22 protein-coding genes are annotated in these 25,372 nt (G+C 62.3%); 17 read left to right on the top strand and 5 right to left on the bottom strand.

What is annotated here, in order from left to right; genetic code table 11:
• The first annotated feature begins 44 nt into the window (after positions 1-44).
• Positions 45-491 carry a TIGR00725 family protein gene (locus RJ40_RS05525; protein ID WP_265582353.1) on the top strand — a complete coding sequence of 149 codons (447 nt, stop codon included), beginning with the start codon at positions 45-47 and terminating at the stop codon, positions 489-491.
• Here RJ40_RS05525 and RJ40_RS05520 read toward each other — a convergent pair.
• Genes RJ40_RS05520 through RJ40_RS05510 form a run of 3 tightly spaced genes read right to left on the bottom strand, consistent with a single transcriptional unit; the run spans position 457 to position 3,895 of the window.
• The gene (locus RJ40_RS05520) at positions 457-2,316 is read right to left on the bottom strand and encodes a molybdopterin biosynthesis protein (RefSeq protein WP_265582352.1); all 1,860 of its coding nucleotides are present in this window, start codon (positions 2,314-2,316) and stop codon (positions 457-459) included. The genes RJ40_RS05525 and RJ40_RS05520 overlap by 35 nt on opposite strands.
• Positions 2,310-3,512 (bottom strand): molybdopterin molybdotransferase MoeA, encoded by a 1,203-nt coding sequence (locus RJ40_RS05515; protein WP_265582351.1) that lies wholly within the window; start codon positions 3,510-3,512, stop codon positions 2,310-2,312. The genes RJ40_RS05520 and RJ40_RS05515 overlap by 7 nt, the downstream gene beginning before the upstream one ends.
• Positions 3,509-3,895, bottom strand: coding sequence for a hypothetical protein (locus RJ40_RS05510; protein WP_265582350.1), 387 nt, complete (start codon positions 3,893-3,895; stop codon positions 3,509-3,511). The genes RJ40_RS05515 and RJ40_RS05510 overlap by 4 nt, the downstream gene beginning before the upstream one ends.
• Here RJ40_RS05510 and RJ40_RS05505 point away from each other — a divergent pair.
• The 9 genes from RJ40_RS05505 to RJ40_RS05465 all read left to right on the top strand — a co-directional run bounded on the left by RJ40_RS05505 (position 3,888) and on the right by RJ40_RS05465 (position 10,127).
• Positions 3,888-5,216, top strand: a complete 1,329-nt coding sequence (locus RJ40_RS05505; protein ID WP_265582349.1) for a D-aminoacyl-tRNA deacylase — start codon at positions 3,888-3,890, stop codon at positions 5,214-5,216. The genes RJ40_RS05510 and RJ40_RS05505 overlap by 8 nt on opposite strands.
• A complete protein-coding gene (gene ftsZ / locus RJ40_RS05500; protein ID WP_265582348.1) occupies positions 5,200-6,294 on the top strand; it encodes a cell division protein FtsZ in 1,095 nt (364 codons plus the stop codon). Before RJ40_RS05505 ends, ftsZ begins: the two co-directional genes overlap by 17 nt.
• 9 nt (positions 6,295-6,303) lie before the next feature.
• Positions 6,304-6,504 carry a protein translocase SEC61 complex subunit gamma gene (locus RJ40_RS05495; protein WP_265582347.1) on the top strand — a complete coding sequence of 67 codons (201 nt, stop codon included), beginning with the start codon at positions 6,304-6,306 and terminating at the stop codon, positions 6,502-6,504.
• Complete coding sequence (locus RJ40_RS05490) at positions 6,504-6,980, top strand: transcription elongation factor Spt5 (RefSeq protein WP_265582346.1); 477 nt, start codon at positions 6,504-6,506, stop codon at positions 6,978-6,980. The genes RJ40_RS05495 and RJ40_RS05490 overlap by 1 nt, the downstream gene beginning before the upstream one ends.
• Before the next feature lie 108 nt (positions 6,981-7,088).
• Positions 7,089-7,565, top strand: a complete 477-nt coding sequence (locus tag RJ40_RS05485; protein WP_265582345.1) for a 50S ribosomal protein L11 — start codon at positions 7,089-7,091, stop codon at positions 7,563-7,565.
• 53 nt (positions 7,566-7,618) lie between these two features.
• Positions 7,619-8,263: a 50S ribosomal protein L1 gene (locus RJ40_RS05480; protein WP_265582344.1), complete on the top strand. Its 645-nt coding sequence runs from the start codon at positions 7,619-7,621 to the stop codon at positions 8,261-8,263.
• Between the two features lies 1 nt (position 8,264).
• The gene (locus RJ40_RS05475) at positions 8,265-9,281 is read left to right on the top strand and encodes a 50S ribosomal protein L10 (RefSeq protein WP_265582343.1); all 1,017 of its coding nucleotides are present in this window, start codon (positions 8,265-8,267) and stop codon (positions 9,279-9,281) included.
• 45 nt (positions 9,282-9,326) lie between these two features.
• Positions 9,327-9,635: a 50S ribosomal protein P1 gene (gene rpl12p, locus RJ40_RS05470; RefSeq protein WP_265582342.1), complete on the top strand. Its 309-nt coding sequence runs from the start codon at positions 9,327-9,329 to the stop codon at positions 9,633-9,635.
• Between the two features lie 204 nt (positions 9,636-9,839).
• Positions 9,840-10,127, top strand: a complete 288-nt coding sequence (locus RJ40_RS05465) for a hypothetical protein (protein ID WP_265582341.1) — start codon at positions 9,840-9,842, stop codon at positions 10,125-10,127.
• A gap of 15 nt (positions 10,128-10,142) precedes the next feature.
• On the opposite strand, the gene RJ40_RS05460 is transcribed toward RJ40_RS05465, so the two are convergent.
• Positions 10,143-10,337, bottom strand: a complete 195-nt coding sequence (locus tag RJ40_RS05460; protein WP_265582340.1) for a hypothetical protein — start codon at positions 10,335-10,337, stop codon at positions 10,143-10,145.
• 71 nt (positions 10,338-10,408) lie between these two features.
• Here RJ40_RS05460 and RJ40_RS05455 point away from each other — a divergent pair, with 71 nt between their 5' ends.
• Positions 10,409-11,158, top strand: coding sequence for a hypothetical protein (locus RJ40_RS05455; RefSeq protein WP_265582339.1), 750 nt, complete (start codon positions 10,409-10,411; stop codon positions 11,156-11,158).
• A 4-nt stretch (positions 11,159-11,162) separates the two neighbouring features.
• On the opposite strand, the gene hypF is transcribed toward RJ40_RS05455, so the two are convergent.
• Positions 11,163-13,382, bottom strand: coding sequence for a carbamoyltransferase HypF (hypF, locus tag RJ40_RS05450; protein ID WP_265582338.1), 2,220 nt, complete (start codon positions 13,380-13,382; stop codon positions 11,163-11,165).
• 56 nt (positions 13,383-13,438) lie between these two features.
• Between hypF and RJ40_RS05445 the strand changes: the two genes are divergently transcribed.
• The 6 genes from RJ40_RS05445 to RJ40_RS05420 all read left to right on the top strand — a co-directional run bounded on the left by RJ40_RS05445 (position 13,439) and on the right by RJ40_RS05420 (position 25,163).
• Positions 13,439-13,951 (top strand): ArsR family transcriptional regulator, encoded by a 513-nt coding sequence (locus tag RJ40_RS05445; RefSeq protein WP_265582337.1) that lies wholly within the window; start codon positions 13,439-13,441, stop codon positions 13,949-13,951.
• Positions 13,932-14,744: a DUF7839 domain-containing protein gene (locus tag RJ40_RS05440; protein ID WP_265582336.1), complete on the top strand. Its 813-nt coding sequence runs from the start codon at positions 13,932-13,934 to the stop codon at positions 14,742-14,744. The genes RJ40_RS05445 and RJ40_RS05440 overlap by 20 nt, the downstream gene beginning before the upstream one ends.
• Complete coding sequence (locus RJ40_RS05435) at positions 14,741-16,762, top strand: DEAD/DEAH box helicase (protein ID WP_265582335.1); 2,022 nt, start codon at positions 14,741-14,743, stop codon at positions 16,760-16,762. Before RJ40_RS05440 ends, RJ40_RS05435 begins: the two co-directional genes overlap by 4 nt.
• A gap of 521 nt (positions 16,763-17,283) precedes the next feature.
• Entirely contained in the window at positions 17,284-23,577 is a 6,294-nt protein-coding gene (locus tag RJ40_RS05430) for a DUF3344 domain-containing protein (RefSeq protein ID WP_265582334.1), read from the top strand.
• Positions 23,578-23,579: 2 nt separating this feature from the next.
• Entirely contained in the window at positions 23,580-24,686 is a 1,107-nt protein-coding gene (locus RJ40_RS05425; RefSeq protein ID WP_265582333.1) for a hypothetical protein, read from the top strand.
• Positions 24,687-24,956: 270 nt separating this feature from the next.
• Positions 24,957-25,163 carry a hypothetical protein gene (locus tag RJ40_RS05420; RefSeq protein WP_265582332.1) on the top strand — a complete coding sequence of 69 codons (207 nt, stop codon included), beginning with the start codon at positions 24,957-24,959 and terminating at the stop codon, positions 25,161-25,163.
• Positions 25,164-25,372 lie beyond the last annotated feature (209 nt).

Below are 25,372 nucleotides of genomic sequence, written 5' to 3'. Positions count from 1 at the left end.
GAAGAGGCGGGAGAATTTTGGCCTCGCCCACCAAAGATCGCGGTATGCAGATCGCTGTCATCGGTGCCGGAGACGCATCGCCTGAAGAGGTCGAGGCCGCAGAGACCGTCGGTTACCTCCTTGCACAGAACGGGGCCGCCGTCGTCTGCGGAGGGCTCGGCGGTGTGATGGAAGCGGCGTGTCGGGGGGCGAAGGAGGGCGGCGGGAGAACGGTCGGGATCATTCCGGGAACCGCCGGCGAGAACCCGTACGTCGATATCGTGGTGAGGAGCGGCCTGGGGCATGCGCGAAACGCCCTCGTCGTCGGGTCGGCCGATGCGGTCGTGGCGGTCGGCGGGGCGTACGGCACGCTCTCCGAGATCGCCCTTGCGCTCACGATGAAAAAAGCGGTCTTCGGGGTGAAGACCTGGGAGATCGACGGGGTCTTTCCCTGCCTCACCCCCGAAGAGGCGGTGCTCACGGCAGTCCGCGCCGCACGCCTGTCTCACTGACCCGGTACCCGCCGAGAGCGGTGAGCACCCCTTTGAACTCCTCGGACGAGATTGCCCTGAGGATGGCGTCCACCCGCGGGTCGTCGAGGGTATCGGCATGGAGGACCAGCTCGTAGCGTTCGGTGGCGACCGGCGTGAAGGCCAGGCCGAGCGCCTTCGCCGCGGAGTACACCCCCATCCCGCACTCGGCCTCGCCTGACCGGACGGCCAGGGCGACGCCGAGGTGGGTGGTGAACTCCCGGTCGTATCCGGCGATGGTCGCCGGGTCGGTCCCCTGCTCTTTGAGGAGATGGTCGAGGAGGATCCTGGTGCCCGAACCCTTCTGCCGGTTGGCATACCGCAGGTTCGGGAGATCCCCGAAGGCGACCGGTTCGCGGGCGATGAGCCCCTGCTCACGCTCGGCCACGCAGACGCAGACGAGATCTTCGTTCGGCATATATTTTCTGAGGTACGGGAGGTTGTACTCCCCGTCCGCGCCCAGCAGGTGCATCGGCGCCGCATGGCACTGCCGCTTTTTGAGGGTGAGCAGCCCGCCCATCGACCCGACATGGGTGGAGTGGACCTCCACGCCCTGCGGCCTCACCAGGTCGGCGAGGTGGTCGAGGGCCGGGTCGTGGCTCCCGGTGATCAGCACCACCTCGCGTGCCTGCCGGTGCGGGACCATGAGACGGGCAGTGACCGACTCGCCGGCCTCGACCCCTTCCTTGGCGGACGGGATCGTCATCACGGCGTTCGCCCGCACCGCACTCATCTGGACCCCCGCGCCCCGCGACTGCGGGACGGCCACCCAGCGGTCGCCGATCCGGCCCACCGAGAGGAGGACGAACTCGTCGGTCCCGATGTCCGAGTGGAGGGTGGTGGTGAGTGCGGCCTCGACCGTCTCTGCGTCAGGGACCGGGAAACCGTAGCCGGCGACGAGCGGGGTGATCACCTCGCGCAGGATCGTGAAGGCCGCCAGCGGATAGCCGGGCAGCCCGATGACCGGTTTGCCCCGGACCTTCCCGATGATCACCGGCTTGGCCGGTTTGATCCCGACCCCGTGCACGAGCACCTCGCCGAGTTCGGCGATGAGCGAGGCGGTGAAGTCCCGCGTCCCGGCCGACGAGCCCGCGGAGACGATGAGGAGATCGTTCTCCTCGATCCCCTGCTCGATCGTCGCCCTGATCAGGTCGGGCTCGTCGGGGACGATCCCGTACCGCTTCGGCGTCACCCCGAGAGACCGGAGATGGGCCGCGGCCATCAGCGAGTTGCTCTCCACCGCCTGCCCCGGCCCCGGCCTGGTGCCCGGCGGCACCAGTTCGGTCCCGGTCGGGATGATCCCGGCGCGGAGGGCGAGCACCGCCACCTCGGTCACCCCGTACGCCGCCAGGGCACCGAGTTCGTGGGGCCTGACCGTGTGCAGGGAGGGGAGGATCATCTCCGACTCGCCGATGTCCTCGCCCACCGGTCTGACATGCTGCCAGGGTGCGGCCGGTTTCCTGATGGTGTACGTACCGTCCTCGCCGAGCCAGACGTCCTCGATCATCACGACGGCGTCGTACTGGTTGGGGACAAGGTTGCCGGTGTTCACCCGGAGAGCGTCGGGCAGGGTGACCGCCCGCGTCTCTCTCGCGCCCCGCGTGTCCGCACTCCGCACGGCGATCCCGTCCATCGCGGAGATGTGGACGCCGGGCACCGAGAACCGCGCGAAGATCGGGGCCGCGGTCACCCGCCCGGCGGCCTCGTCGAGCGGGACCGTCTCGGTGCCAGGCCGCCCGCCGCATTCATCCCTGATGATTTCGAGCGCCCGGTCGAGAGAGACGAGGTCGAGGTAGCGTCTTACCACAGGACCACCTCCACCTCGTCGCCCTCCTCAAAGCCTTCCCGGCTTGCCGGGACGACGACGACCCCGTCGCTCCTGACGAGAGTGTTGAGGAGCCCTGACTTCCCGAAGACCGGGACCGCCTCGCCGTTCTCGATCCTGACCCGCACATGGTCCTCCCGGCCTTTGGCCGAGGGGATGTTCGCGGCCAGGCGCACCCGCACCCGTCGTTCGGGCACCGGCGCACCGGCGGCGAGGGCGAGGAGCGGGGCGACGATGGTGGTGAGGACGATGTAGGCCGAGCCCGGATGGCCGGGCAGCCCGATGACCGGGGTCTTCCCCACGTGCCCGATGATCGTCGGTTTGCCCGGCGAAAGGGCGATGCCATGGACGAGCACCTCGCCGAGTTCGCCGATCATTGCGGCGCTCATGTCCCGCACGTCCTTGGACGAACCTCCGGAGATGAGGACGAGGTCGCACTCCTCCACCGCCCGCGTGAGGATCGGCCTGAGGAGTGCGGGGTCGTCTTTCACGATGCCGTACCTCTTCGCCTCGCACCCGTGCTCGCGGGCAAACCCGGCGCAGAGATACGAGTTGGCGTCCCGCACCCGTCCGGGGGCGAGGGGTGCGTCGGCCGGCACCACCTCGTTCCCGGTCGAGATGATCCCCACGACCGGGATCTTCTTCACCGGCACGCGGGTCACGCCGGCCGAGGCGAGCACCCCGAGGTCCTGCGGGTTGAGCCGTCGGCCTGCCGGGAGGACGACCGCCCCTTCCGGGAAGTCCTCGTCATGACCGAGGACGTTCTCGCCGGGCGCCACCGCCCGGTGGATGAGCACCTCGTCTTCCAGCACCTCGGAATACTCGACCATGGCAACGGCGTCGGCACCCGGCGGCAGCACCCCGCCGGTCGGGATATACCAGCAGAACCCGCTCTCCACGGTGCCGGGCGGCGCCCGGCCCATCTCGATTCTTCCCCTGAGCGTGAGCATGGCAGGCAGCGCCTCCGAGGCCCCGGTGGTGTCCCCGGCCGTCACGGCGTAGCCGTCCACCACCGAACGGTCGAAACCGGGGAGGTCGCCGGTGGCAGTGACGTCCCCGGCAAGCACCCGGTGGAGGGCGTCCTTGAGCCCGACCTCCTCGGTGCCGACCTCAGATGCGATCGAGCGAGCGACTTCGACCGCCTCGCCGACCGGCACCACCTCAAGAAAAAGACTCATTTGAAGCAGCCCAGCTGGCAGGCGCGGATCTTGATCTTCGGGTCGTGGCGATTGCAATACCTGGCGATGTCCATCCTGGAGATATCATATTTTTCGCAGATGGCGAATGCCTCCTCGCAGCGGATCTCGGTGGTGATTCCGGACTCCGCGAAGACTTTCTCGATCAACTCTTTGTCCATGAAGATGAGATTGCCCTTCAAAAAGATAGTATTTCCCCTGAGGCGAGGGGTGAAGGCCGGGTGCGGGAATCTCCGGCGGCGGTCACGCGAGCCTATCTCAGACTCGTCCCGGTCGGGAACACCCTCCGGACGATCCCCCTCCACCTGCCCGCACCACCCTGACAAGATTTTAGCCCCTGCGGCACCGATGCTCTGTATGCACATCGCCCTCCTCTCCTCCCGTCTGGACCCGGCGGGCACCAACCTCGCCCGACGGCTCAAGGCACTCCTCGGGGAACGGGAAGACTGGCCCCTCCTCCGGGCCGCAGACCTCACCTTCCGCGAGATCGACGAGAGACTCATCTACGCCGAGGGAGCCGACACCGATCTCGGCGCCGACCTCCTCCTCTTCCTCTCCAGGCACAGCAGCAGCCACCCCCTCCCGGCCCTCACCGTCCACGTCACCGGCAACTACGGCGACCCGGTCTACGGCGGCGAGGCCCGGACCCTCGCCCCCGCGGCCCCGGCCATGATGCACGCCGTCCTCCGCGGCATGGCCCGCCACGCCCCGCCCGGATACCGGGCCAGTTACGAGGCCACCCACCACGGCCCCACCACCCTCTCGACCCCCTCCCTCTTCGTCGAGATCGGGTCGACCGAGACCGAATGGAACGATCCGGCCGCCGCCGACGCCGCCGCGCGCGCCGTCCTCGAGGCCGCGCCCACCCCCGTGATCCCCCTCGTCGGGTTTGGGGGCACCCACTACGCGGTCAGGCAGACCGAGATCACCCTCACCTCCCGAGGGGCCTTCGGGCACATCGCCCCCTCGCGCGTCGTACCCTCCCTGGACCGCGATCTGATCACAACGATGGTCGAAGAGACCGGTGCGGTCGCTGCGTACCTCGACCGCAAGGCCCTCTCGAAAGAAGAGATCGGCACGATCGACGCGCACCTCTCGGCCCTCGGGGTGCCGGTCCTCTCGGAAGGAGAGATCGCGGAGATCGGCACCCTCTCCTGGGAGACCTATGCCGCGCTCAGGGCAGCGGCCGAGCGAACCGTCCCCGGCGGCCGGGTCCATCCCGGCGGACTGGAAGGGGAGGGCGACCTTATCGCCGTCCAGGTTCCCGACGAACTCCTCAAGGAAGCCGAACGGTCCGACCAGCACGCCCTCAGGGAAGGACTCGACCGTCTCCGGGCGGCCCACATCGCCACCCCCAACGGCAACACCTCTCCGTCATTCATTACCTTCAAAAATCAAAGCGAAGAAATAATACATGATATCATATCCCTGTGTATTAATATCATAGATGTACGGTGGAGCACTGTTGCCGACGGGGACGACCTTGTCATCACCAGGACGCGTTTTGACCCCGGCAAGGCCCGGGCGCTGGGAGTTCCGAAAGGCCCCCTCTTTGGGAAACTTTCCGGCGGCTGTGCCGTCGAGGTCGGGGACGCAACGGTCACCCCATCCATGGTACAGTCGAGCAGTGTGACCCGCATTCACATCCCGGGGTTGGAGAGGTATATCGATGAAGTCCATTGTTGAAGAGGCATTATCACGGGCACAAGACGAATATGAGGGGTCCGTCCAGCCCGATGACGAACTTGAGGCGCTCCTGCGCGAGCTCAGGACCGAGGTCGTCGTCGTCGGGTGCGGCGGCGGCGGCTCGAACACCATGAGCAGGATCGCCGAGGAGGGCGTCACCGGTGCCAGACTGGTGGCGGTCAACACCGACGCCCAGCACCTGATCCGGACGAGGGCCGACACGCGGATCCTCATCGGCAGGCAGCGGACCCGCGGCCTGGGCGCAGGTTCGATCCCCCAGATCGGCGAAGAGGCGGCCCTCGAGAACGAAGACCAGATCAAGGCCGCCCTTGGCGGGGCCGACATGGTATTCATCACGACCGGTCTCGGCGGCGGTACCGGCACCGGTTCCGCCCCGGTGGTGGCGAAAGCCGCCCGTGAGGAAGGGGCGCTGACGATCGCCATCGTCACGCTGCCGTTCACCTCCGAGGGAACGATCAGGATGGAGAACGCCGAGGCCGGCCTGGAGAGGTTGCGCGACGTGGCCGACACGGTCATCGTCGTCCCCAACGACCGTCTGCTCGAAGTCGTCCCGCGCCTTCCCCTCTATGCCGCCTTCAAGGTGGCCGACGAGGTGCTGATGCGGGCGGTCAAGGGGATCACCGAGTTGATCACCGTGCCCGGTCTCGTGAACCTGGACTTCGCCGACGTGCGCACCGTCATGGAACGCGGCGGCGTCGCCATGATCGGGATGGGCGAGTCGGACTCCGAGGACAAGGCGGCCGACTCGGTCAAAAAAGCGCTGCGCTCCCCCCTCCTCGACGTGGACATATCCGGCGCGACCGCCGCGCTCGTCAATGTCGTCGGCGGTCCCGACATGACGATGGTCGAGGCCGAAGGCGTGGTCCAGGAGGTCTACGATCGCATCGATCCGAGTGCGCGGATCATCTGGGGCGCGCAGGTCGACCCTGATATGCAGGGCAGTATGCGCACGATGCTCGTGGTTACCGGGGTAAACTCCCCACAAATATATGGGCGAAACGAACGCAAATCTCTCCCCAAGGTTTCCAAGGAATTTGACATCGACTTCCTGAGGTGAAATATATATATGGCTATCAGCACTGAGTCTGTGAAGATGAGCTCCATCAACGAGGAGTTCTTTAAAAAGTACATGCGCGTCCTGAAGCTGGCGCGGACGCCGACCCGGGATGAGTTCACCAAGATCGCCATCGTCGCCGCGATAGGGGTGTTCATCATCGGGCTCCTGGGATTCATTATCTACGTGATCATGACCGCGCCGATGCACTGATGCTCATGACTGAGGAACCCGAGATCAGGATCTTTGCCATCAAGACGACGGCAAAGCAGGAGCGTGCGGTCGTGGACTCGCTTTACCGTGCGGTGTTGCACGACCCTTCGTTCAAGGTGCTCTCCGTGGTGTCGCCTGACGAACTGAAGGGGTATGTCCTCATCGAAGCGGCCGAACCCTTCGCGCGGATCGCCGAACTGATCGAGAGCGTGCCGAGCGCCCGAGTCGTGGTGCCCGGCGAGACGAAAATGGAGGAAATCGCCCATTATCTCGAACCGAAACCGACGGTCACGGGGATCGACGAGGGTACGATCGTCGAGTTGATCGCAGGGCCGTTCAAGGGCGAGAAGGCCGTGGTCAAACGGGTCGATTCAAACAAAGAAGAGATTACCGTTGAACTCTACGAGTCGATGGTCCCGATCCCGATCACCGTGCGCGGCGATAATGTCCGGGTGATCGACCGGGGCGAATCCTGATCCTTCTTCCCCTCTTTTCACGCGAAAGTGATAGTTTTAATAGTCGGCCCGGAAAACCTTAGTCAACCCAAGCATAGTACCCTCGCGGGGAAAGCATGGTGATAAGCTATGGCAGAAACGGTCGAGGTATTGGTACCCGGAGGCAGAGCAACGGCAGGGCCGCCTATCGGTCCTGCTCTGGGTCCCCTCGGTATCAACGTAAAAGCGGTCATTGACGAGATCAATAAGAAGACCGCAGAATTCAATGGCATGCAGGTGCCGGTGAAGGTCGAAGTCGACGACAAGAAGAACTTCACCGTCTCCGTCGGTATTCCGCCGACGACGGCCCTGGTCATGAAGGAAGTTGGTATCGCAAAGGGATCTGGTGAGCCTGCCACCCAGTTTGTGGGTGATCTGCCGCTCGAGGCCGCTGTCAGGATCGCACGCATGAAGTTCGACGACATGCTCTCCTACCGTCTTAAGACGGCAGTGAAAGAGGTCGTCGGGACCTGTGTCTCAGTAGGTGTAACGGTCGAAGGCCGTGCACCCAAGGAGATGCTGGCCGCTATCGATGCGGGCGAGTTCGACGGCGTCCTTGAGGAGTAATCGGTATTCATCCATAGGAGATCGAACAAGGTCGCAGACTATGGAGGTTCTCAATGGTTGAGAAACAGCAGATATTGGAGGCCGTGAAAACGGCCCTGGAGACTGCGCCTGAACGAAAGTTCCAGGAGAGCGTTGATATTACCATCAACCTCAAGAACATCGACATGGCGCAGCCCAAAAACCGTATCGACGAGACTATAAATCTTCCCAACGGTCTGGGCACTCCGATTAAGGTCGCTGTACTCGGAAAGGGCGAGATCACGACGCAGGCCAAAGAGGCCGGGGTCGATCTGATCATCAGTCCCGAGGAGATTGAGCGGCTCGGCGGCGAACCTCGTGAAGCACGCAAGGTTGCGAACGAGTATCGCTTCTTCCTTGCGGAGACGAGCGTGATGGGTCAGGTAGGTCGCTGGCTCGGTCCGAGGCTCGGTCCGCGCGGGAGGATGCCGACGCCGATTCCGACCGGAACGGATGTCCGCCCGATCATCGAGCGACTCAAGACGTCGGTGAAGGTCAGGTCCAAGGACAAGAAGGTCTTCCACGCCCCGGTGGGCAGCACCCAGATGGCGCCCGAGGAGATCGCGGAGAACATCGACGCGATCCTCAAGAAGATCGAGACGGCGTTGGAGCAGGGTCCGCAGAACATCCGCTCGGTCTATGTCAAGACAACGATGGGACCGGCAGTGAGGGTGATCTGAGATGGGTCTCTACACGCACCACCTGCCCGCGTGGAAGCGCGAGCAGGTCGAGGAGATCAAGCAGCGCTTCGCAGAGTACCCGGTGGTCGGGCTGGTCGATATGCACGGGATTCCGGCAAGCCAGCTCCAGGACATCAGGCAGAATCTCCGCGGGGTCGCTGAGATCAAGATGGCCCGCAAAACGCTCACTCATCATGCCCTCAACGAGATCGGTGGCGATGTGGTCGAGATGGGCGGGCATATCTCAGGGCAGAGTGCGCTCATCTTCACGAAGGAGAACCCCTTCAAGCTCTACAAGCAACTCGAGCTGACCAAGACGAAGATGGCCGCCAAGCCCGGCGAGACGGCGCCTGAGGACATCGTCGTCGCGAAGGGGCCCACGAGCTTCAAGCCGGGTCCGATCGTCGGTGAACTCCAGCAGGCTGGGGTGCCGGCGATGATCGAGGGCGGGAAGGTCAAGATCAGGGAGACCAAGACGGTCGTCAAGAAGGGCGAGGTTATCAACGCAAAGATAGCCGGCGTCCTGGCGAAACTCGAGATCAAGCCGATGGACGTGGGCCTTATTCTCAAGGCGGCGTTCCAGGACGGTACGATCTTTGCGCCCGAGACTCTGGCGATCGACGAGACGGTCTACCTCAACCAGATTACGCTCGCGGCCCAGCAGGCATTCAACCTCTCGGTGAACGCAACGATCCTGACGCCGTTGACGACGGAAACCATCGTCGGCAAGGCGGCACAGGAAGCCAGGAACCTGGCGGTCGAGGCGTGCATCTACGAGAAGGATGTCGCCGACCTCATCGTCGGACGGGCATACCGCGAGATGCTTGCTATCGCCATGAAGGCCTCCGAAGGCGGGTTCGAACTCGACGAGTCGATCACGCAGGCTTTTGCGGCTGCCGCAGCCGCACCCGCAGCCGCAGCGCCGGCTGCTGAGGAAGCCCCCGCCGAAGAGGAAGAAGAGGAAGAAGAGGAGAAGGAAGAGTCCGGCATGGCCGGTCTTGGGGCTCTCTTCGGATGAACAGAATATCATTCATATTTGTAAATTGAGATATAGGTGAAAATCATGGAGTACATCTACGCTGCACTGCTCCTGCACAACGCAGGCAAGGACATCAACGAGGAGAACGTCAAGACGGTTCTCTCCGCTGCCGGTATCGAAGCTGACGACGCCCGTGTGAAGGCCCTCGTGGCCGCACTCGACGGTGTGGACATTGAAGAGGCCATCTCCAAGGCCGCCGTCGCTCCGGTCGCAGCCGCTCCGGCCGCCGCCGCCGCCGCAGCCGCTCCGGCTGTCGAGGAAGAGGCTGAGGAAGAGGCTGAGGAAGAGAAGGAAGAGTCCGGTATGGCCGGTCTCGGTGCCCTCTTCGGCTAAATCTTTTTTCTTTTCTGTTCGTTCGGTCCGGTTGTTTGTGCAGGTGCGAGGGGTCGAGCCCTGGCGATCTGTGGGGTGTTTTTCCGTCCGGTATGCCTGAGGCGTGCTCCCGGTTCATGGTCGAGGGCTATGAGAATGATCCGGAGTATCAGTTCTCTCCTGTCCGGGTTCTATCTTTGGGGTTGCGACGCCGGGGAATGCGTGATGATCAAGGACGAGCCGTCCCCCTTCACCGCATCTGTTCTGCTGTCTCGCGAGAGGATAGGGCGGGGGATGGTGGTCGTGACCCATGATTGCGTCCACTGTCTCGCCCCTCCGGGCGGGCGTGACTCTTTCCGCCGTGACGATTATGCCGACATCGTCCGCTGCTATCGTTTCCGCTGCCTGACAGCCGACCTCTCGAAACGTCTCGGTCCGCTCGAACAGGTCTGGGAGGCGGTGGCCGTCGACATGGACCCTGGCTATGGCGCGATCCCTTTTCAAAAAGAGTGAGATGGGTGACCTTCGTCACTGTTCGTAGGCGATGAGGATCTTGCCGAGTTTCTTCTCTTTTTCCCGTACTTCCCTGACCTCGTCATCGGAGAGAGCGGCAAATGCCGGAACCTTCTCGTAGGCCACGAGGACGGTCCCGAACTCTTCCTCAATTTTCCGGAGCTGTTTGAGTTTCTCTTCAGAGAGGTGGGCATAGGCCGTGCATTGCATACGTCTTCACCGTCTCCTCCACTGATTTCATAAGATTTATATCTTTTATATATCGTGGTTGATGTATCTCAATGGCACTGGCGGCCGGCCGGTCGGCCCCGGTGTGTGGGGGTGGAGACCTGGATCCTGGTGAGGTGCCCTTCTTCAGAAAACCCTGGCTCAATTTCTGGTTCTCGGTGCAGTGCCATTACCCCGAACCTCCGGGGCAGTACACCCTCGCCTCTGATCTCCACGACCTGGTCGGCGCCGTCGGGATGACCTTCGACGGCGGCGGGGCGTCTCCAAGTGCCTCAGGCAGGCGGGCCCTGAAGTTCCGGACAAAAGTCAGGACGACCCCCGACCCCTGCACTGTCGAGTGTCTCCTCCTCCCGCGAGAACCCTATTCTCTCCGCGACCTCGCCGCCGACCGGCGGGCGATCGCGGCGGCGAACCGGATGCTTGCCTCGCGGTCGGGGGTGCTGTTGAGGACGCCGCCGCTCGCGTGTCTCGGGTACGACGACGCCGGCGAACCGGTGGGGCGCCTCTGTTTCGGCCCGCTCTCGGTGCGGTACCTGATGAGGGACCGGGTGCGGTCAGGGATCGACGACCTCTTCTTCGACAAGTTCTGCTTTCATGAGACAGCCTTCGAGACCGTCTCCAGGTTCAAGCACGCCGCTCTCTCGGAGTACGCCGCCGCATGGGTGAACGATGTGGAGGCCGTCATCGATGAAGAACTGGCACGCGGCGGGTGCGACCGCCGGACGATCGAGCGACGGGCCAGGGCGACGGACGACTTTCTCCGCGGCGTCCGCCGGCGGCACCGGATGCCGCGGGTGTGGTGACCTCCTACCGCTCCGCCAGGAGCGCCCCGGCCCAGACGCACTGGCCGAGGCTGATGCACCCGTCGCCGAGGGGGTACTCGCGGCTGACGACGAGGTCCAGGCCCTCGCCCTCGACGACCGAGCGGATCGTCTCCCTGATCTGTTGGTTGTAGGCCACCCCGCCTGAGAGGGCGACCCTCTTGATCCCGCGTTCGTGTGCGGTCCTCACCGCGAGGTCGGCCACCCCGCGGGCAAGGTTGTACTGGACCGAGGCGGCGACGTCGGCGACCTTTGTCCCGCTCTCGTAGGCGTCGAAGGCCGTGGCGAGGAGGGCCGAGGTCTCCAGGATCTCGCAGGCGCCGTCGCGCCCGAAGGAGAGATCCCAGGTCTGCGGGGTGCCCCCGGCCGCCACAGCCTCCAGCTTCATCGCCGGTTCCCCGTCATAGGTCCGCTCCCGGCAGATCCCGAGAAGGGCCGAGGCGGCGTCGAGCACCCGACCGGTGCTGCTGGTCTGCGCCACATTGAATCCCCGTTCGACCTGGCGGGCCAGCACCCCGCGTTCGGTCTCGCCCCAGCCGCGGGAGGCGAGGAGGTCGAGGGTCCGCTCTTCGGGGAGGATCCCGTAGAGCATCCGTTCCGGGAACTTTGTCGCGAGGTCGCCGCCAGGCATCCCGACACTCTCCAGGTGGGCCGTCCGCTCCAGGTGAGGCGCGGCCCCGGCAAAGATCTCGCCGCCCCAGATGGTGCCGTCGTCGCCGTAGCCCACGCCGTCGATGGCGATCCCGACGCACTCCTCCCGCGTCGTCGCCGCGATATGGGCGCGGTGGTGCTGGACCGCGACGAGTTCGGCGCCGCACTCCTCCGCGAGTGTGCGGGCGTACCGCGTCGAGAGAAACTGCGGGTGGAGGTCGTGGGCGATCACCTCGAATTCGGCGCCGAGCAGTCCGCCGATCTTCTCCACCGTCTCCTGCAGGTAGGCGAGGGTCTGGGGGTTTCGCACGTTCCCGACATGCGGGGAGGTGACGGCGAACCCGTGCCGGTAGATCGTCGTGGTGGCGTTGAGTTCGGGCCCCACCCCCAGGATGCACCGCTCACCGAGATCGATCTGCAACCTTTTGGGGGCGATGCCTCGCGAGAGCCTGATGATATGACCATCCCGCACCACCGAGTCGTCGCACCGGTTCACGATCTCGCGGTCGTGGACCAGGAACCCGTCGACTGTCCCGCCGAGACGGGCGAGGGCGTCGGGGGTGGCGGTGATCATCGGCGTCCCCGGCACGTTGGCGCTGGTCATGACCAGGAGGTCGTGGTCGAGGCGGGCGAAGAGGAGGTGGTGGAGCCCGGTGTAGGGGAGCATCACGCCGAGGGTGTGGAGAGACGAGAGTCCGGGGTTGGCCGCGGCCTCCCGCTTCTTCATCACGACGATCGGGCGGACGCGGCTGGTGAGCGCCTCGCGGTCCCATGCCATCGGCTCGACATAGCGCTCCACCACATCCTCCTTCATCATCACCGCCAGCGGTTGCTCGGGCCGGCCAAGTCTGGCCTTGAGCGTCCCGGCCGCCTCCTCGGTGCAGGCAAGATGGAACCCGCCGACCCCCCGGATGGCGAGGACCGCCCCGGCGTCGAGCATCGCCGCCGCGGCGCCGACCGGATCGTCGCCCCCGCACGCCTTCCCCTCCGTGTCGAAGAGGGCGAGGCCCGGCCCGCAGGCGTCGCACGCGATCGTCTGGGCATGATGTCGCCGGCACCCCGGATCGGTGTACTCCGCACCGCAGGCATCGCACATCGGGAACTCCTCCATCGCCGTCCGCTCCCGGTCGTACGGGAGGCTCCTGATGATGCTGTAGCGCGGCCCGCAGTTGACGCACGAGGTCGCCCAGTAGTTCTCGTACCGTCCGCCGGGCGTGAAAATGTCCCTGATACACTCGTCGCAGACGGCGACGTCCGGGGTGATCAGTCCGTCCAGTGTCCCTGTGCCGCTCGGTTTGATCACAAACCCCGGCTCTGCCGCCTCCTCGTCAAGAGGCAGCACCTCGACCGAGTCGATGACCGAGAGGGGCGTCCCCCCGGCCACCGCCTGACAAAATTCGGAAAAGCGCGCACCGGAAGCGGCAATCTCGACCCGGCTCCCGAGGTTTTTTACCCATCCTGATATATCGTATTTCTCGGCGAGAGCATAGACGAAAGGGCGAAATCCGACGCCCTGCACGATTCCTCGGATGATGATCTTTCCTCTGTTTTGCATTGCGCGACCTGCAAAGGTTTATTGGGTTACAGTGCCCTATATAAATAGGGTTTTGCGTGACAGGTCATATCAGGATAGTGAATGATCCCGTTGAGATCGTGCCTCTCTTGTTGACATTTAACAATCCGAAATTCAAAGAGATCTATGGACTTTTAAACAAACAGTGGATGACCGAGCAAGAACTCTGCGAAGAGTGCGACAGCACCTGCGTCGGGCCGTGTCTATCGATCCTGAAGAAGGGCAATCTCATCGAGGAACAGTGGCGGATGCCCAAACCGGGCGATATGCCGAGCAAAGAATACCGGACCACCTATGGTGGTTTCAGGGCGAACTTCCAGTGTACGATGACCGACCTGGCCGATATCATCTACCTGGCACTATCGACCGACGAGAACCTGCGGACGATGGTCACCCATGTAGAAGACGAGTTGAATGTCGGGAACACGTCTATCGCTGATATTGCCAGGAAGTATGGGGTATCTCCGCTCTATGTCAAGGGTCTCACCAAGCGGATCCCGAACCTTGACGTGAAGGGGCAGGGGTTGATGTATGTCGAAGACAGCCGGTGAAGATCCGGTGGCTTCACTCCTCCGAAGCAAACGGGAGATCACGCGTTTTCAGATTCTGGTCGAGGTCGCCGAGCATCAACCGGCGGTCAGGCAGCAGGAGGTCGCTGAGAAGATGGGGGTGACGCCCCAGGCGGTCTCCGAATACATTCGAGAACTTGCCGACGACGGCTTCGTCTCGGCCTATGGCAGGGGTCGCTACGAGGTCACCAAGGAGGGGATCGAGTGGGTGCTTGCCAATGCCGAGGTGCTGGAGAACTATGCCCGCCATGTCACCCGCGATGTGATCCAGAAGGTGCGGGTCTGGCCGGCGGTCGCGGCCGAACCTCTCCACAAGGGCGACGCGGTCGGGGTCTTCATGAAGGACGGCTGGCTCTACGCCTCGAAGACCGAACAGAGTGCGATGGGTGAGGTGATCGCCGACGCCGAGGCCGGGCAGGACGTCGGGGTCGCGAGGCTCACCGGGCTCATCGATCATGCCGAGGGAACGGTGCATGTCCTCAAGGTGCCGCGGATCGAGCGGGGCGGTTCCAGGAAGATGGACCTGGCCGGGGTGCGGGGAGTGCTCGCCGGCGTCCAGCAGGTGGGGATCGCCGGGCTCGAAGCCGCGGTCGTGATGAAAAGTGTCGGACGTAAGCCCGACATCTCGTTCGGCTCGCGGGAAGGTGTGATCGAGGCCGCCTTCCACGGGGTGGAGTGTGCGATTCTCATCGTCGACGAAGAGTTTACCGATTTCCTGAAGAGGCTTGAGAATGCCGGCCTCACGTACGTGATCCACGACCTCATTTTGCCATGACGGTCATCATCGTCCCCCAACGAGGGTCATACCGGCTGATCATCTATAATGGAAAGAAGGTTCTCGATACCGGTGTTTTCGGGTTGACTTCAACGGCGAAGGGGTATCGCCCGGTCGATTTCAAGACCCGAAAGCCGGGACGGCGAAATTATCAGAAGGTGCCGACGAAACAGCTCGTCGACCTCATCCGCAGTTCGAAGATCTGGATCACGAAGCCGGACCCGGCGCTCATGGCTTTTCTCGGTGATTTCCAGGTCTCGACGTCGTCGGCTCCGCTCTGCCGGACCTGTCTCCTCGAAGACCGGGTCACGGTGCTCAACAAGAAGAACGCGGTGAAGTACGGGCGCGAGCGGGTCTGCATGGACTGTGCGGAACGCGAACTGCGACGGGAGATGGGGTACCTGGGGCAGTTCGGGCACCGTTCGTTCCAGCATATCAGGGCGCTGCTGGAGTCGTACAAGGACGTCGACCGGGTGCTCGGGCTGCTCCAGCCCGAACAGCGGGATCCGTCCCAGACGCTCTTCGACCGGATGGAGGCGGTCAAGCCGATCACGACCCGCCATATCACCCAGGTTCCGGTGCCGCCGGCGTTTGCGAAGGCGTCGGGGGTGGAGTATCTTACGCCGGTGCAGCAGCTCGCGGTCAATGGCGGGCTCCTCGAAGGGAAGGATCTCCTGGTCGTCTCGGCGACGGCGAGCGGCAAGACGTTTGTCGGGGAGATGGCGGGGATGAAGAACCTGCTCGAAAAGGGCGGGCGTCTGCTCTTCCTGGTCCCGCTCGTGGCCCTTGCCAACCAGAAGTACTTCAGGTTCAGGGAACGGTACAAGGATCTGGCCTCGGTCTCGCTCCAGACGGGAACGAGTCGGCTCAACCTGCCTGAGACGAGGCCGGTGGGCGAGCGGAACACGCGGGCGCAGATCATCGTCGGGACCTACGAGGGGGTCGACACGATCTTCCGCAACGGCCGGCAACTCAAAGATGTCGGGACGGTGGTCATCGACGAGGTCCAGAACCTGGAGGAGCCCGAGCGGGGTCATCGTCTCGACGGGCTGATCGCCAGGATCAAGAAGACGTCTCCGAAGGCCCAGTTCCTTTATCTTTCGGCGACGATCGGGTTGCCGAATGTGCTGGCCGGAAAACTCAATGCAAAATTGATCCGGTACGACAGCAGGCCGGTGCCGCTCGACCGCCACCTCATCTTCTGCGAGAAGAAGAAGAAGGTGCAGTTCATCAAGTCGATGGTGAGGGAGGAGTTTGCCAGGCGGTCGTCGAAGGGCTACCAGGGGCAGACGATCGTCTTCACCAACTCCAGGGCGAGGTGTCACACGCTCGCCGATGCCATCGGGGCGAACACGGCCCGCCCGTACCACTCGGGGCTCACCGCAAAGGAGCGTCGGCATGTCGAGGAGCTCTTCGGGTCGCAGAAGATCGCCTGCGTGGTGACGACCGCCGCTCTTGCCGCGGGGGTGGACTTCCCGGCGTCCCAGGTGGTCTTCGATGCTCTTGCGATGGGGATCAAGTGGCTCACGGTCCAGGAGTTCAACCAGATGCTCGGTCGGGCGGGGCGGCCGGATTTCCATGACCGGGGGCGGATCGTCCTCCTTGCCGAGCCGGGGGGTTCGTACTCGAGGACGTCGAAGGTGACCGAGGAGGAGATGGCGATCGCTCTGCTCAAGGGCGAGATGGAGGAGGTGGCCCCGGTCTACGATGTCGAGGGGAGTTCGGAGGAGTTTGCCGCGAATGCCGTCGTCTGCAAGGGCGACGAGGCCGAGGTGCGGTGGATGGAGCAGCAGATGGTCGGGACCACCGAGCCGGTGCTTGAGATGCTCCAGAAGCACCGGTTGGTCAAGCGCAAGCAGGGGCATATCGAGCTCTCCGAACTTGCCGGGGTGATGGCCAGGCATTTCATCGGGGTCGAGCGGTTGCTGCTGGTGCGCCACCTGGTGAAGAAGATCGACGATCCTCTCGAGATCGCGGCCGAGATCGACTGTGCCGAGGTCAGAAAAGAGGACGCCTGATCTCATATCTTTTTTTCCGATCGAATTGCCGCCCTCAGGGCGTGACGGGGGCCGGTGCGGGTCGTCGCAGTGTGTCGTTTTGATCTCTGCTCCGGAGAGAATTGTCTGATCCCTGAGGTCCGCCTCCCTAATATTTTGGCCGGCGCGGGCATTCGGCCGACGGCCGCCTTCTCCTTTCGGGTTGCAGGATAGAGCGCCGGGTGCGGGGCTGTCCGCCTCACCGGGCATGAATACGATTTTTTGTTTCGTGTGCCGGAGATCAGATGATCTATAAAAAAGATATGATCGAGTGTGAACGATCCGGGTATATATGCGATCAAATAATTACACTTCTATACACCGAGCCGTCCCTCCTCGTCATTCCATCTTTTGATCAGGGTCGTGGGAAGAGCCGGATATCTTCACAATCATGGAGTTGAGCAAAATATGCGACAAAAATTACTGATTCTCTGTATCGCTGCACTGCTTTGCATGGCTGCGCCCGCGAATGTACCGCGTTCCTGCATTTTGAGGTGTTGAACATGAGCCAGTATACGAAATCTGCGCTGCTGGTGCTGGTACTCCTGCTGCTTGTCGGCACTGCCGCAGCTTTACCTGTAATAGCGCACGATACCGTGCGGGGTGAAGTCTATGTGGACTCCACGGCAAACTGGTACTCTAAAAATAGTACAAATAACTTTGACGTACCAGACGGCACCGTAATTTTTGCAAAGTATTATGTTGGGATATGGTGTGCGGCCCCCCCAATCTACACCACATTCAACGGACATGCCTTCCCGGCTTCTCCATCTTGTTATTCCTCCGATATGGGTGTAACGTGGATCCCCTACAATGTCACAGACTACATCGTCCCGGGTGAAACAAATACTGCAACAATCGATTCGACCTCCGGAGGAGACGGCAGGCAGTACGGCAGTACGCTTGTCGTCGTATTGCAAAATGAAAGCAAATCCCGGGCAGAATACTGGGTTGCCGAAGGTCTTGACTGGATGCATTATGATGATTATGTAGGATATGGAGTAGACAATTCAACGACGTATTTCAATGGTACTATAGATCTCGACGAAGTGAATAGTGCAAGTCTCTATTCAACCCATCTTACAGGATATAACTACGAGGATTTTAACGGGAATTCACTCTCAGGTGCTGCTGATTCGGCAAGCGGCGAGTATTTCAACTATATCAGGTGGGACAATGTAAAAGATTCTCTTGTGGCCGAGAACCAGACCGTTAACGTGGGACGCGGAGGGGATAATTACTGTTCCGTTGTCCTGCACGGCCTTACAATAGAGTATGATACTGTCGACCTGGTCCCGCTGAGTCTCACTCCGATGTATGTGACCGCCGGCACCGTCAATACCATGACTGCAACAGTTAGAAATTCCGGTAATATTGATGCATCTGCATTTAACGTCTCTCTTATGGCGGACAGGAAGTTCGTGGATACGCAGACCGTGTCCGGGCTTGCAGCCGGCGGCAGCACGAGTGTGGATCTGCACTGGACACCCGACGGCACTGTATACGCTTATACGATGACTGTCGTTGTAGATCCCGAAAATGCGGTTGATGAAATAGAAGAAAGCAACAACATGCTGGATACACGTGTCGGCACGACTTCGGCGCCGGTACCTGTTGCTGAATTCAGCGGAACGCCAGCCTGCGGCGACGCACCGCTCACCGTCAACTTCATGGACGAGTCTACGAATTTACCTCTGCTCTGGGCCTGGGACTTCGATAACGATGGTATCATCGACAGTAACGACCAGCATCCCACTCACACCTACAATGTGCCCGGCACCTATACGGTCAACCTCACGGTTTCTAACGGAGGTGGAAGCAATTCCACTGTGAAGACAGACTACATCATCGTCACCACCCCGGTAGTACCGGTAGCAAACTTCACCGCCACACCGGTTCGTGGAGATACACCCCTCACTGTTTCCTTCACTGACCAGTCGGTGAATTCACCCAGGTCATGGGCCTGGGACTTCGACAATGATGGGATAGTAGACAGTACAGAGCAGAATCCATCACATACGTACACATCGGCCGGCATTTACGCGGTGAATCTGACGGCAACAAACGCAGCAGGATCTGATTATGAGACGAAGGCAGATTACATCACAGTTGCGGGTACCACGCCACTTGCTGCGTTCACCGCGACGCCCCCCTCGGGCCCTGCTCCGTTGACCGTCCAGTTCACCGACCAGTCTGCCTACGATCCGGTTTCCTGGGCCTGGGACTTCGACAACGACGGAACTGAAGACAGCACGCTCCAGAACCCCTCCTACACCTTTATGGCCCCCGGCGTCTACTCCGTGAAACTCACCGCCGCCAACAGTCACGGTTCCGACGACGAAGTCAAGACGGGCTACATTATCGTAACGAACACCACCGCGCCGCTCGCCGCCTTCACGGCAACACCGACATCGGGTATCGCACCCTTAACCGTTCAGTTCGCCGACCAGAGCAGCAGCAGTGGCAGTTCGGAACGTATCGTGAATGGGGGGTTCGAGGCCGGTTCATCCGGTTGGACCATCTCCAGGAGTTTAGGTACAGTAAGAATGAGGAACTCCGTGGCGAACATTGAAATGGAAGCCGACGGCTATATCGGGAGCGGTGCTGCCAACATATCGCAGGATGTCGACTTGACCAACGCCAACTCGCTGAAATTCTCTTACTGTTATGGAGAAGAGTTGATGGGTGGAGGTTATTCTGCAGTAAAAGTGTTCATCGGAGACGATGTCGTCTGGCAGAAAGCGTATAATGATAATAAATGGAGAACGGTGACGATTGACACATCTTCGTATACGGGGATGCAGACTGTCACTTTCTCTCTTATAGGAACCGAATTAGATGGTCCGGGGGGTGTCAACCTGGTCCTCGACGGCATCAGTGCGATCGGAACCAATAGCACCACGTCCTGGGCCTGGGACTTTGAGAACGACGGTTCCATCGACAGCACAGACCCGAACCCCGAGTACACCTACGAAACTGCAGGGAACTACTCGGTCAATCTTACCATCACGACCGCGGCCGGCAGCGACTCCGAGGTGAAGAACAATTATATCTCCATCAGTGAAGCGCCACAGGGGGTCGACCTGATCATCGGCGGCATCGTGAACCCGGTGCCCGCCAGTGCGGTCTTTGCAAAGGACTCTAACCCCGTCAAGATTCAGAAAGTCACGAACAGCGGCCCCGCCGACGCCTCCAACATCACGGTGGCCCTGTATGCGAGCGATGTATCGAACGGCACGGTTGCGATAAACTCAACGGTCGTTTCGTCACTGTCGGGCGGTGAGCAGACCGATGTAATTCTCATCGACCCGACGATCCGCGATCTCGAAGGCGGCACCGTCACCTACACCGCCGTCCTCGACCCGGAGAACCTGATCGTCGAGACCGACGAGAGCAACAACAACAAGACCAGCCCTGTCAAGAATGTGCGCTACAACGGGTACAAGGGCAAAGGGCTGTACTGGGAGGGGGGCAGCAACATCACGACGCAGCACACCTACGACCTCCGCGGTGACATCGTCTCCTCCACCCAGCCCGAGTCCGCCTATAAATCGGTCGGCTGGACCGACCGGACGGAGACCTGGACCGCCGGTGACCTGCCCGTCCCCGACGGCGCCACCGTCGAGAAGGCCTGGCTGTACGTCTCGTACAACTGGGACCAGACCCCCGGCGGACTGCCGAACCTGACGGCAACCTTCAACGACAACACCCTCGCGCTCGGCACGCCGTACATGGACAAGAGCAACTTCGGCGCCTTTGCCGACTACGAATACGGCCTCTACGTTGTCAACGTCACGAGTTTCTTAGTCAGAGATGGTGACAACATCCTCGTCACGATGCCGAACACCGGCAACAAGAACGCCCTGTACCCGAGCACTCTTGCGGTGATCTACAGTGACCCGACCGCCACCAGGAAACAGATCTTCATCAACGAGGAGTGCGACGAACTCGGGTATTCCGAGTCCGGCTACGGCACGACCATGGAAGAAGCGACCGCCTACGCACCCTTCACCGGCATGGAGATCGACCCCGCCGGCGTCCGGAGCGCCACGCTGTACAGTTTCGTGGGCAGCGCCGGACCCGATGAAGGCAACCTGATTTTCAACGGCAACGTCGTGGCGACGAACGCCTGGCATGGTACTTTGAACACCGCCTCTGCACAGACCTTCGACGTCACCGGCCTCCTCAACGCGACCGGTAACGAGGCTGCCGTCCAGGGCACGACCAGCGGGGGCATGGCCGCTCTCCAGCAGGTTCTGGTCGTTGAATACACTGAACCCGCCGCACCCGACCTGACGATCTCGACCCTCGCCCCCAACAAGAACGAGATCTTCTCTGCAGGCGAGAACACCTACTCGACAAAGATCACGAACATCGGTACCGCTGATGCCGGTGCGTTCGCGGCCGAATTCAACGTGAGCGGAGTCATCGGCACGGTCGCCGTGCCCGACGGCCTCCCCGCGGGTGCGAATGTTACTCTCACCTGGACCGACGGGACGGTGCGTGCGGCGGGGGAGCCGGCGACGTTCACCGTCACCGCCGATGCGGAGGATGTGATCTCTGAATCGAACGAAGAGAACAACATTCGCACCATCGAGAAGACCGTCGTCGACAACGGGTACCGCGGCAAGCGGTGGACCGACGGTGACGACCTCACCACTGCGGCGACCTACACCGTCCGCGGCGACCTGGCGTACTCTTCGGGCGACAGTGCGTACCTGAGCGCCAAGAGCAATTGGAAGGCGTACACCGCAAACTGGACGGCAGACGACCTTTCGATCCCCGAGAACGCCACCGTCACCGCCGCACGACTCTACGTCCCCTACACCTGGGACAAAGGCCCGGTCTTCCCCGACGCAGTGGAACTGACCTTCAACGATGTGGCCGTTGAAAAGGCCGCCTTCTACGCCGACGAGAAGCTGTGGGGCAGTTCATACCCGTACGGCATGACCGTCTATGATGTGAAGGACGCCTTCAACAAGGACGCGAACGCCGCCGTCCTCACCAGCACCTTCCCCGGCGGCGGGAACGTCTCGGTACGCGGGATGGTGCTTGCGGTGGTCTACGACGATCGAGTCACCGCCCCGCACACCATCGTCATCAACGAGGGTTTCGACCTCCTGTACGGCGGCAGCGGCCAGGCGACCACCCCTGACGAGGCGACCGCCTACGCTCCCTTCACCATTGACACCGCCGACGCCCTCAACGCAACCCTCGTCGCCCTCGCACCCGGCGCAGGCCCGAACGAAGGCGAACTCATCTTCAACGACGAGGTGTGGACCGACGCCTGGAACTCCACCGGGCAGAGCCAGATCGGTGCGGCAGAACGCGACGTCACCTCGCTCCTTTCTGCTGAAGGGAATGTTGCGGCGTTCCGGAGCAGCGCCGACTACATGGAGGCGGCGGCTGCCTTCCTGGTGATGACCTACCCGGTCCCGACAGGGTGCATCGCGGTGACTTCGACGCCGGAGGGAGCGACGATCTTCCTCGACGGTGAGGACACCGGTCTCGTGACCCCCGCCACCCTTGAGGAGATCCCGGTCGGCGAGCACGTGGTCACCCTGAAGAGGGACGACTACGCCGACGCCTCGGCGACGGTCACCGTCGTCGAAGACGAGACCGCAACCGTCGACCTGACCCTGACCACCCTCACCAGCAGCCTCGCCGTCACCTCGACTCCCGACGGCGCTTCGATCTTCATCGACGGCGCCGACACCGGCGAGACGACCGACACCACCCTCGAGGGGATCGCCGTCGGCGACCACACCGTCACCCTGAAGATGGAGGGGTACCGCGAGGCGGCGACCGATGTCACCATCATGGAGAACGAGACCGCGATCGCCCACCTCGACCTTGAGGAAGCGGTCGGGTGCATCGCCGTCACCTCGACGCCTGAAGGTGCCACGATCTTCCTGGACGATGTGGACACCGGGGAGACAACAGATGCTCTCCTCGAAGACATCGCCATCGGCGAACACACCATCACCGTGACGAAGTCCGGGTACATGGACGCCTCGACGACCGTGACCGTCGTCGACAACGAAACCATCTCGGTCGAATTCACCCTCGCCGAACCCTCGGGAAGCATCGCGGTCACCTCCTCCCCGGACGGTGCCAGGATCTTCCTTGACGGAGAAGACACCGGGGAGCAGACGAACACCACACTCACCAACATCCCGGTCGGCGAGCACCTCGTCACCGTGAGTCTCGATGGATATCTTGAGGCTGAGGAGACGGTGACGGTCTTCGAAGGCGAGAGCGTCGCGGTCCACTTCGACCCCGCCCCGACCTCGATCACTCTCCTCCCCGGCTGGAACTTTGTCTCGACCCCCAAGACCCTCGCCCCCGGCCACGACACCATCGCCGTCTTCGACGAGGTGGACACCGCCGACCACTCAGTGCTCCTGTACAACGGGACCGCACGGTGGGAGGCGATGAGTTCTGAAGAAGCGTTCAGACCGCTCGACGGGATCTGGATCTATGCCAACTCCACCTACAATATCCCGCTCGTCTTCGACACCGGCGGCATTGCGACCCCGCCGGAGAAGACCCTTGACGAGGGCTGGAACGCGATCGGGTTCACCGACACCATCGCCGAACCCGCGGCCAACACCCTCAGGTCGATCGAGAACTGCTGGGCCACCGTCATCGGCTTCGACGCCGGCGCACAGGAATACGAGACCTCGATCATCCGCGGCGCCGAGGGACGGCACGGTGAGATGCGGACGATGGAACCGATGAACGGCTACTGGCTGTACATGAGCGATGCCGCAGAACTCTGCGCCATCGGGGCGTGAAGATGAAGACCTGGCAAAGCATTGCGGTGCTCCTCCTCCTCTGCGGCCTCGTCGCAGGGGCGGCGGCGGCCGACGGGGGCGTCCCCGTTTTTCCCCATGAGTTCAAAGGGAGCGTGACGATCGACGGCTCCCCGGCACCGGCCGACATCGAGATCACGGCGGTGCTGGGCGGCGAGACGTACGGGCCGGTGACGACCGCGGCGGACGGGACGTACGGCGGCTCCACCCGGCATGCAGGCGAGAAACTGCTGGTCCTTGGTACCGACGACCTCGCCGGCGAGACGATCACCTTCCTGGTCGACGGGGAGACGGCGAAAGAGACGGCGACCTTCACCCCGAAAGGCACGAGCCGCGTTGACCTGAGCGTCGGGAGCGGCGATGTGACGCCGACGCCGAAGCCGAACCCTCCGTCGAGCGGTGGCAGTGGCGGTGGCGGCGGACCGTCCCCGGTCTCCAACCCGCCCGCCCCGACCGCGACTCAGACGACGTCCGTCGAACGCGCCTCTCTCCTGATGACAAAGAGCGGTGAACTGACCGAGAGCGTAACCGTGCGGACCGGCGACGGCGTCGGCTCGGTGACTCTCAGGGAGGGCACGGTCGCCCGCGACCGGGACGGCGAGCCGCTCGGTGAAGTGACCGTCAAAAAGGCCGGACTGACCGGCACGCCGCCGATCCCGCCGGGGACGACGGTCGGGTTCGCCCTCAGTTGCGGCCCGGCCGGCGCCACCTTCGACCCGCCGATCACCCTCACCTACACGCTCTCCGCGGAAGAGTGGGAGGAGATCGGCGACCCGGCCACCCTGACGGTGATGTGGTACAACCCCGAGAGCGGGGCCTGGCAGGAAGTCCCCGCCACCATTGACCCGGCCACGCGGACGGTGACCGCCCGCGTCTCGCACTTCAGCCTCTTCGCCCTCTCATGGGCCACTCCAGAATCGGTGGCGGCCTCGGCGGACCGCCCGGCCGCTACGGTCACCACGATCGGGCCGGATGAACCACAACCGGCACCGACCGCCGGAGAGACTCCCTGGGCGCTGATCGGGGCCGGAGGACTGCTGCTCCTCTGCACACTGGCGGTCGGGGGATATGTCATGTGGAGACAGAAGTGAAAACTCGGCCCTGTGGATGATCTTAGGGGTCGAAATCAATTCTCATTTTTCCCGCGGATCTCTTCTCTGCTCTTCTCCCGGATCTGAGGTCTGCGATTTGACCGCCGTGCGGTCTCAGGGCAGACCTGATCGGATCTCCCGGATATATCCCTCTTCATACCCTTGAAGCCGAAACCATCGAGGTTAATGTATTTCAAACTCCCTCTAACAGATTAAAAAATATATTGAAAATGAAACATTATTTATGCCATAAGATGAGAATATTCTGCCATGAACAGGGGACAGACCCAGCCCCAGGATCGGAGAAACGAGATGTCGTGGTCATTTGCCAGAAAAATCAAAGGAGACGGACTTGACTGCGGAAAAATTGTTCAGGGTGAGGAGGCAGTGCGAACCTTCATCGGGGAACACGCAGAGGTCATTCCGCCTGCCGATGCCGTGATCGACAGACTGAAAAAATACGACCCCCTCGCCTGACATTTTTCCTGAAACGCTTTTCTGAAAGAAATCCACCGGGCCGATCGATTGCAATCGGTGGATGTGCTCTCATGAGACCCGGCGCTCCGCTATTTTTTCTGATAGAAGAAATGGCTCTGGTGAGATCCTTAATCACTCTCCTTATGGTGGAGAGGTGAGTGTTTCCAGAGCCCGTTGCCGTCCTCCCCATCAATCGTTCCCGCTCTCAC

The sequence above is a fragment of the Methanofollis aquaemaris genome, assembly GCF_017357525.1.
In the GTDB taxonomy this organism is placed as follows: Archaea; Halobacteriota; Methanomicrobia; order Methanomicrobiales; family Methanofollaceae; genus Methanofollis; species Methanofollis aquaemaris.
The sequence above is the reverse complement of the archived record's forward strand: the minus strand, read 5'-3'. Positions and strand labels throughout refer to the sequence as shown.

Bases quoted from the DNA above. Each gene is read 5' to 3' on its own strand.
- RJ40_RS05525 (WP_265582353.1), top strand. From the start codon at position 45: ATGCAGATCGCTGTCATCGGTGCCGGAGACGCATCGCCTGAAGAGGTC.
- RJ40_RS05515 (WP_265582351.1), bottom strand. From the start codon at position 3,512: ATGAGTCTTTTTCTTGAGGTGGTGCCGGTCGGCGAGGCGGTCGAAGTC.
- RJ40_RS05505 (WP_265582349.1), top strand. From the start codon at position 3,888: ATGCACATCGCCCTCCTCTCCTCCCGTCTGGACCCGGCGGGCACCAAC.
- RJ40_RS05510 (WP_265582350.1), bottom strand. From the start codon at position 3,895: ATGTGCATACAGAGCATCGGTGCCGCAGGGGCTAAAATCTTGTCAGGG.
- ftsZ (WP_265582348.1), top strand. From the start codon at position 5,200: ATGAAGTCCATTGTTGAAGAGGCATTATCACGGGCACAAGACGAATAT.
- RJ40_RS05495 (WP_265582347.1), top strand. From the start codon at position 6,304: ATGGCTATCAGCACTGAGTCTGTGAAGATGAGCTCCATCAACGAGGAG.
- RJ40_RS05490 (WP_265582346.1), top strand. From the start codon at position 6,504: ATGCTCATGACTGAGGAACCCGAGATCAGGATCTTTGCCATCAAGACG.
- RJ40_RS05485 (WP_265582345.1), top strand. From the start codon at position 7,089: ATGGCAGAAACGGTCGAGGTATTGGTACCCGGAGGCAGAGCAACGGCA.
- RJ40_RS05480 (WP_265582344.1), top strand. From the start codon at position 7,619: ATGGTTGAGAAACAGCAGATATTGGAGGCCGTGAAAACGGCCCTGGAG.
- RJ40_RS05475 (WP_265582343.1), top strand. From the start codon at position 8,265: ATGGGTCTCTACACGCACCACCTGCCCGCGTGGAAGCGCGAGCAGGTC.
- rpl12p (WP_265582342.1), top strand. From the start codon at position 9,327: ATGGAGTACATCTACGCTGCACTGCTCCTGCACAACGCAGGCAAGGAC.
- RJ40_RS05465 (WP_265582341.1), top strand. From the start codon at position 9,840: ATGATCAAGGACGAGCCGTCCCCCTTCACCGCATCTGTTCTGCTGTCT.
- RJ40_RS05460 (WP_265582340.1), bottom strand. From the start codon at position 10,337: ATGCAATGCACGGCCTATGCCCACCTCTCTGAAGAGAAACTCAAACAG.
- RJ40_RS05455 (WP_265582339.1), top strand. From the start codon at position 10,409: ATGGCACTGGCGGCCGGCCGGTCGGCCCCGGTGTGTGGGGGTGGAGAC.
- hypF (WP_265582338.1), bottom strand. From the start codon at position 13,382: ATGCAAAACAGAGGAAAGATCATCATCCGAGGAATCGTGCAGGGCGTC.
- RJ40_RS05440 (WP_265582336.1), top strand. From the start codon at position 13,932: ATGTCGAAGACAGCCGGTGAAGATCCGGTGGCTTCACTCCTCCGAAGC.
- RJ40_RS05435 (WP_265582335.1), top strand. From the start codon at position 14,741: ATGACGGTCATCATCGTCCCCCAACGAGGGTCATACCGGCTGATCATC.
- RJ40_RS05430 (WP_265582334.1), top strand. From the start codon at position 17,284: ATGAGCCAGTATACGAAATCTGCGCTGCTGGTGCTGGTACTCCTGCTG.
- RJ40_RS05425 (WP_265582333.1), top strand. From the start codon at position 23,580: ATGAAGACCTGGCAAAGCATTGCGGTGCTCCTCCTCCTCTGCGGCCTC.
- RJ40_RS05420 (WP_265582332.1), top strand. From the start codon at position 24,957: ATGAACAGGGGACAGACCCAGCCCCAGGATCGGAGAAACGAGATGTCG.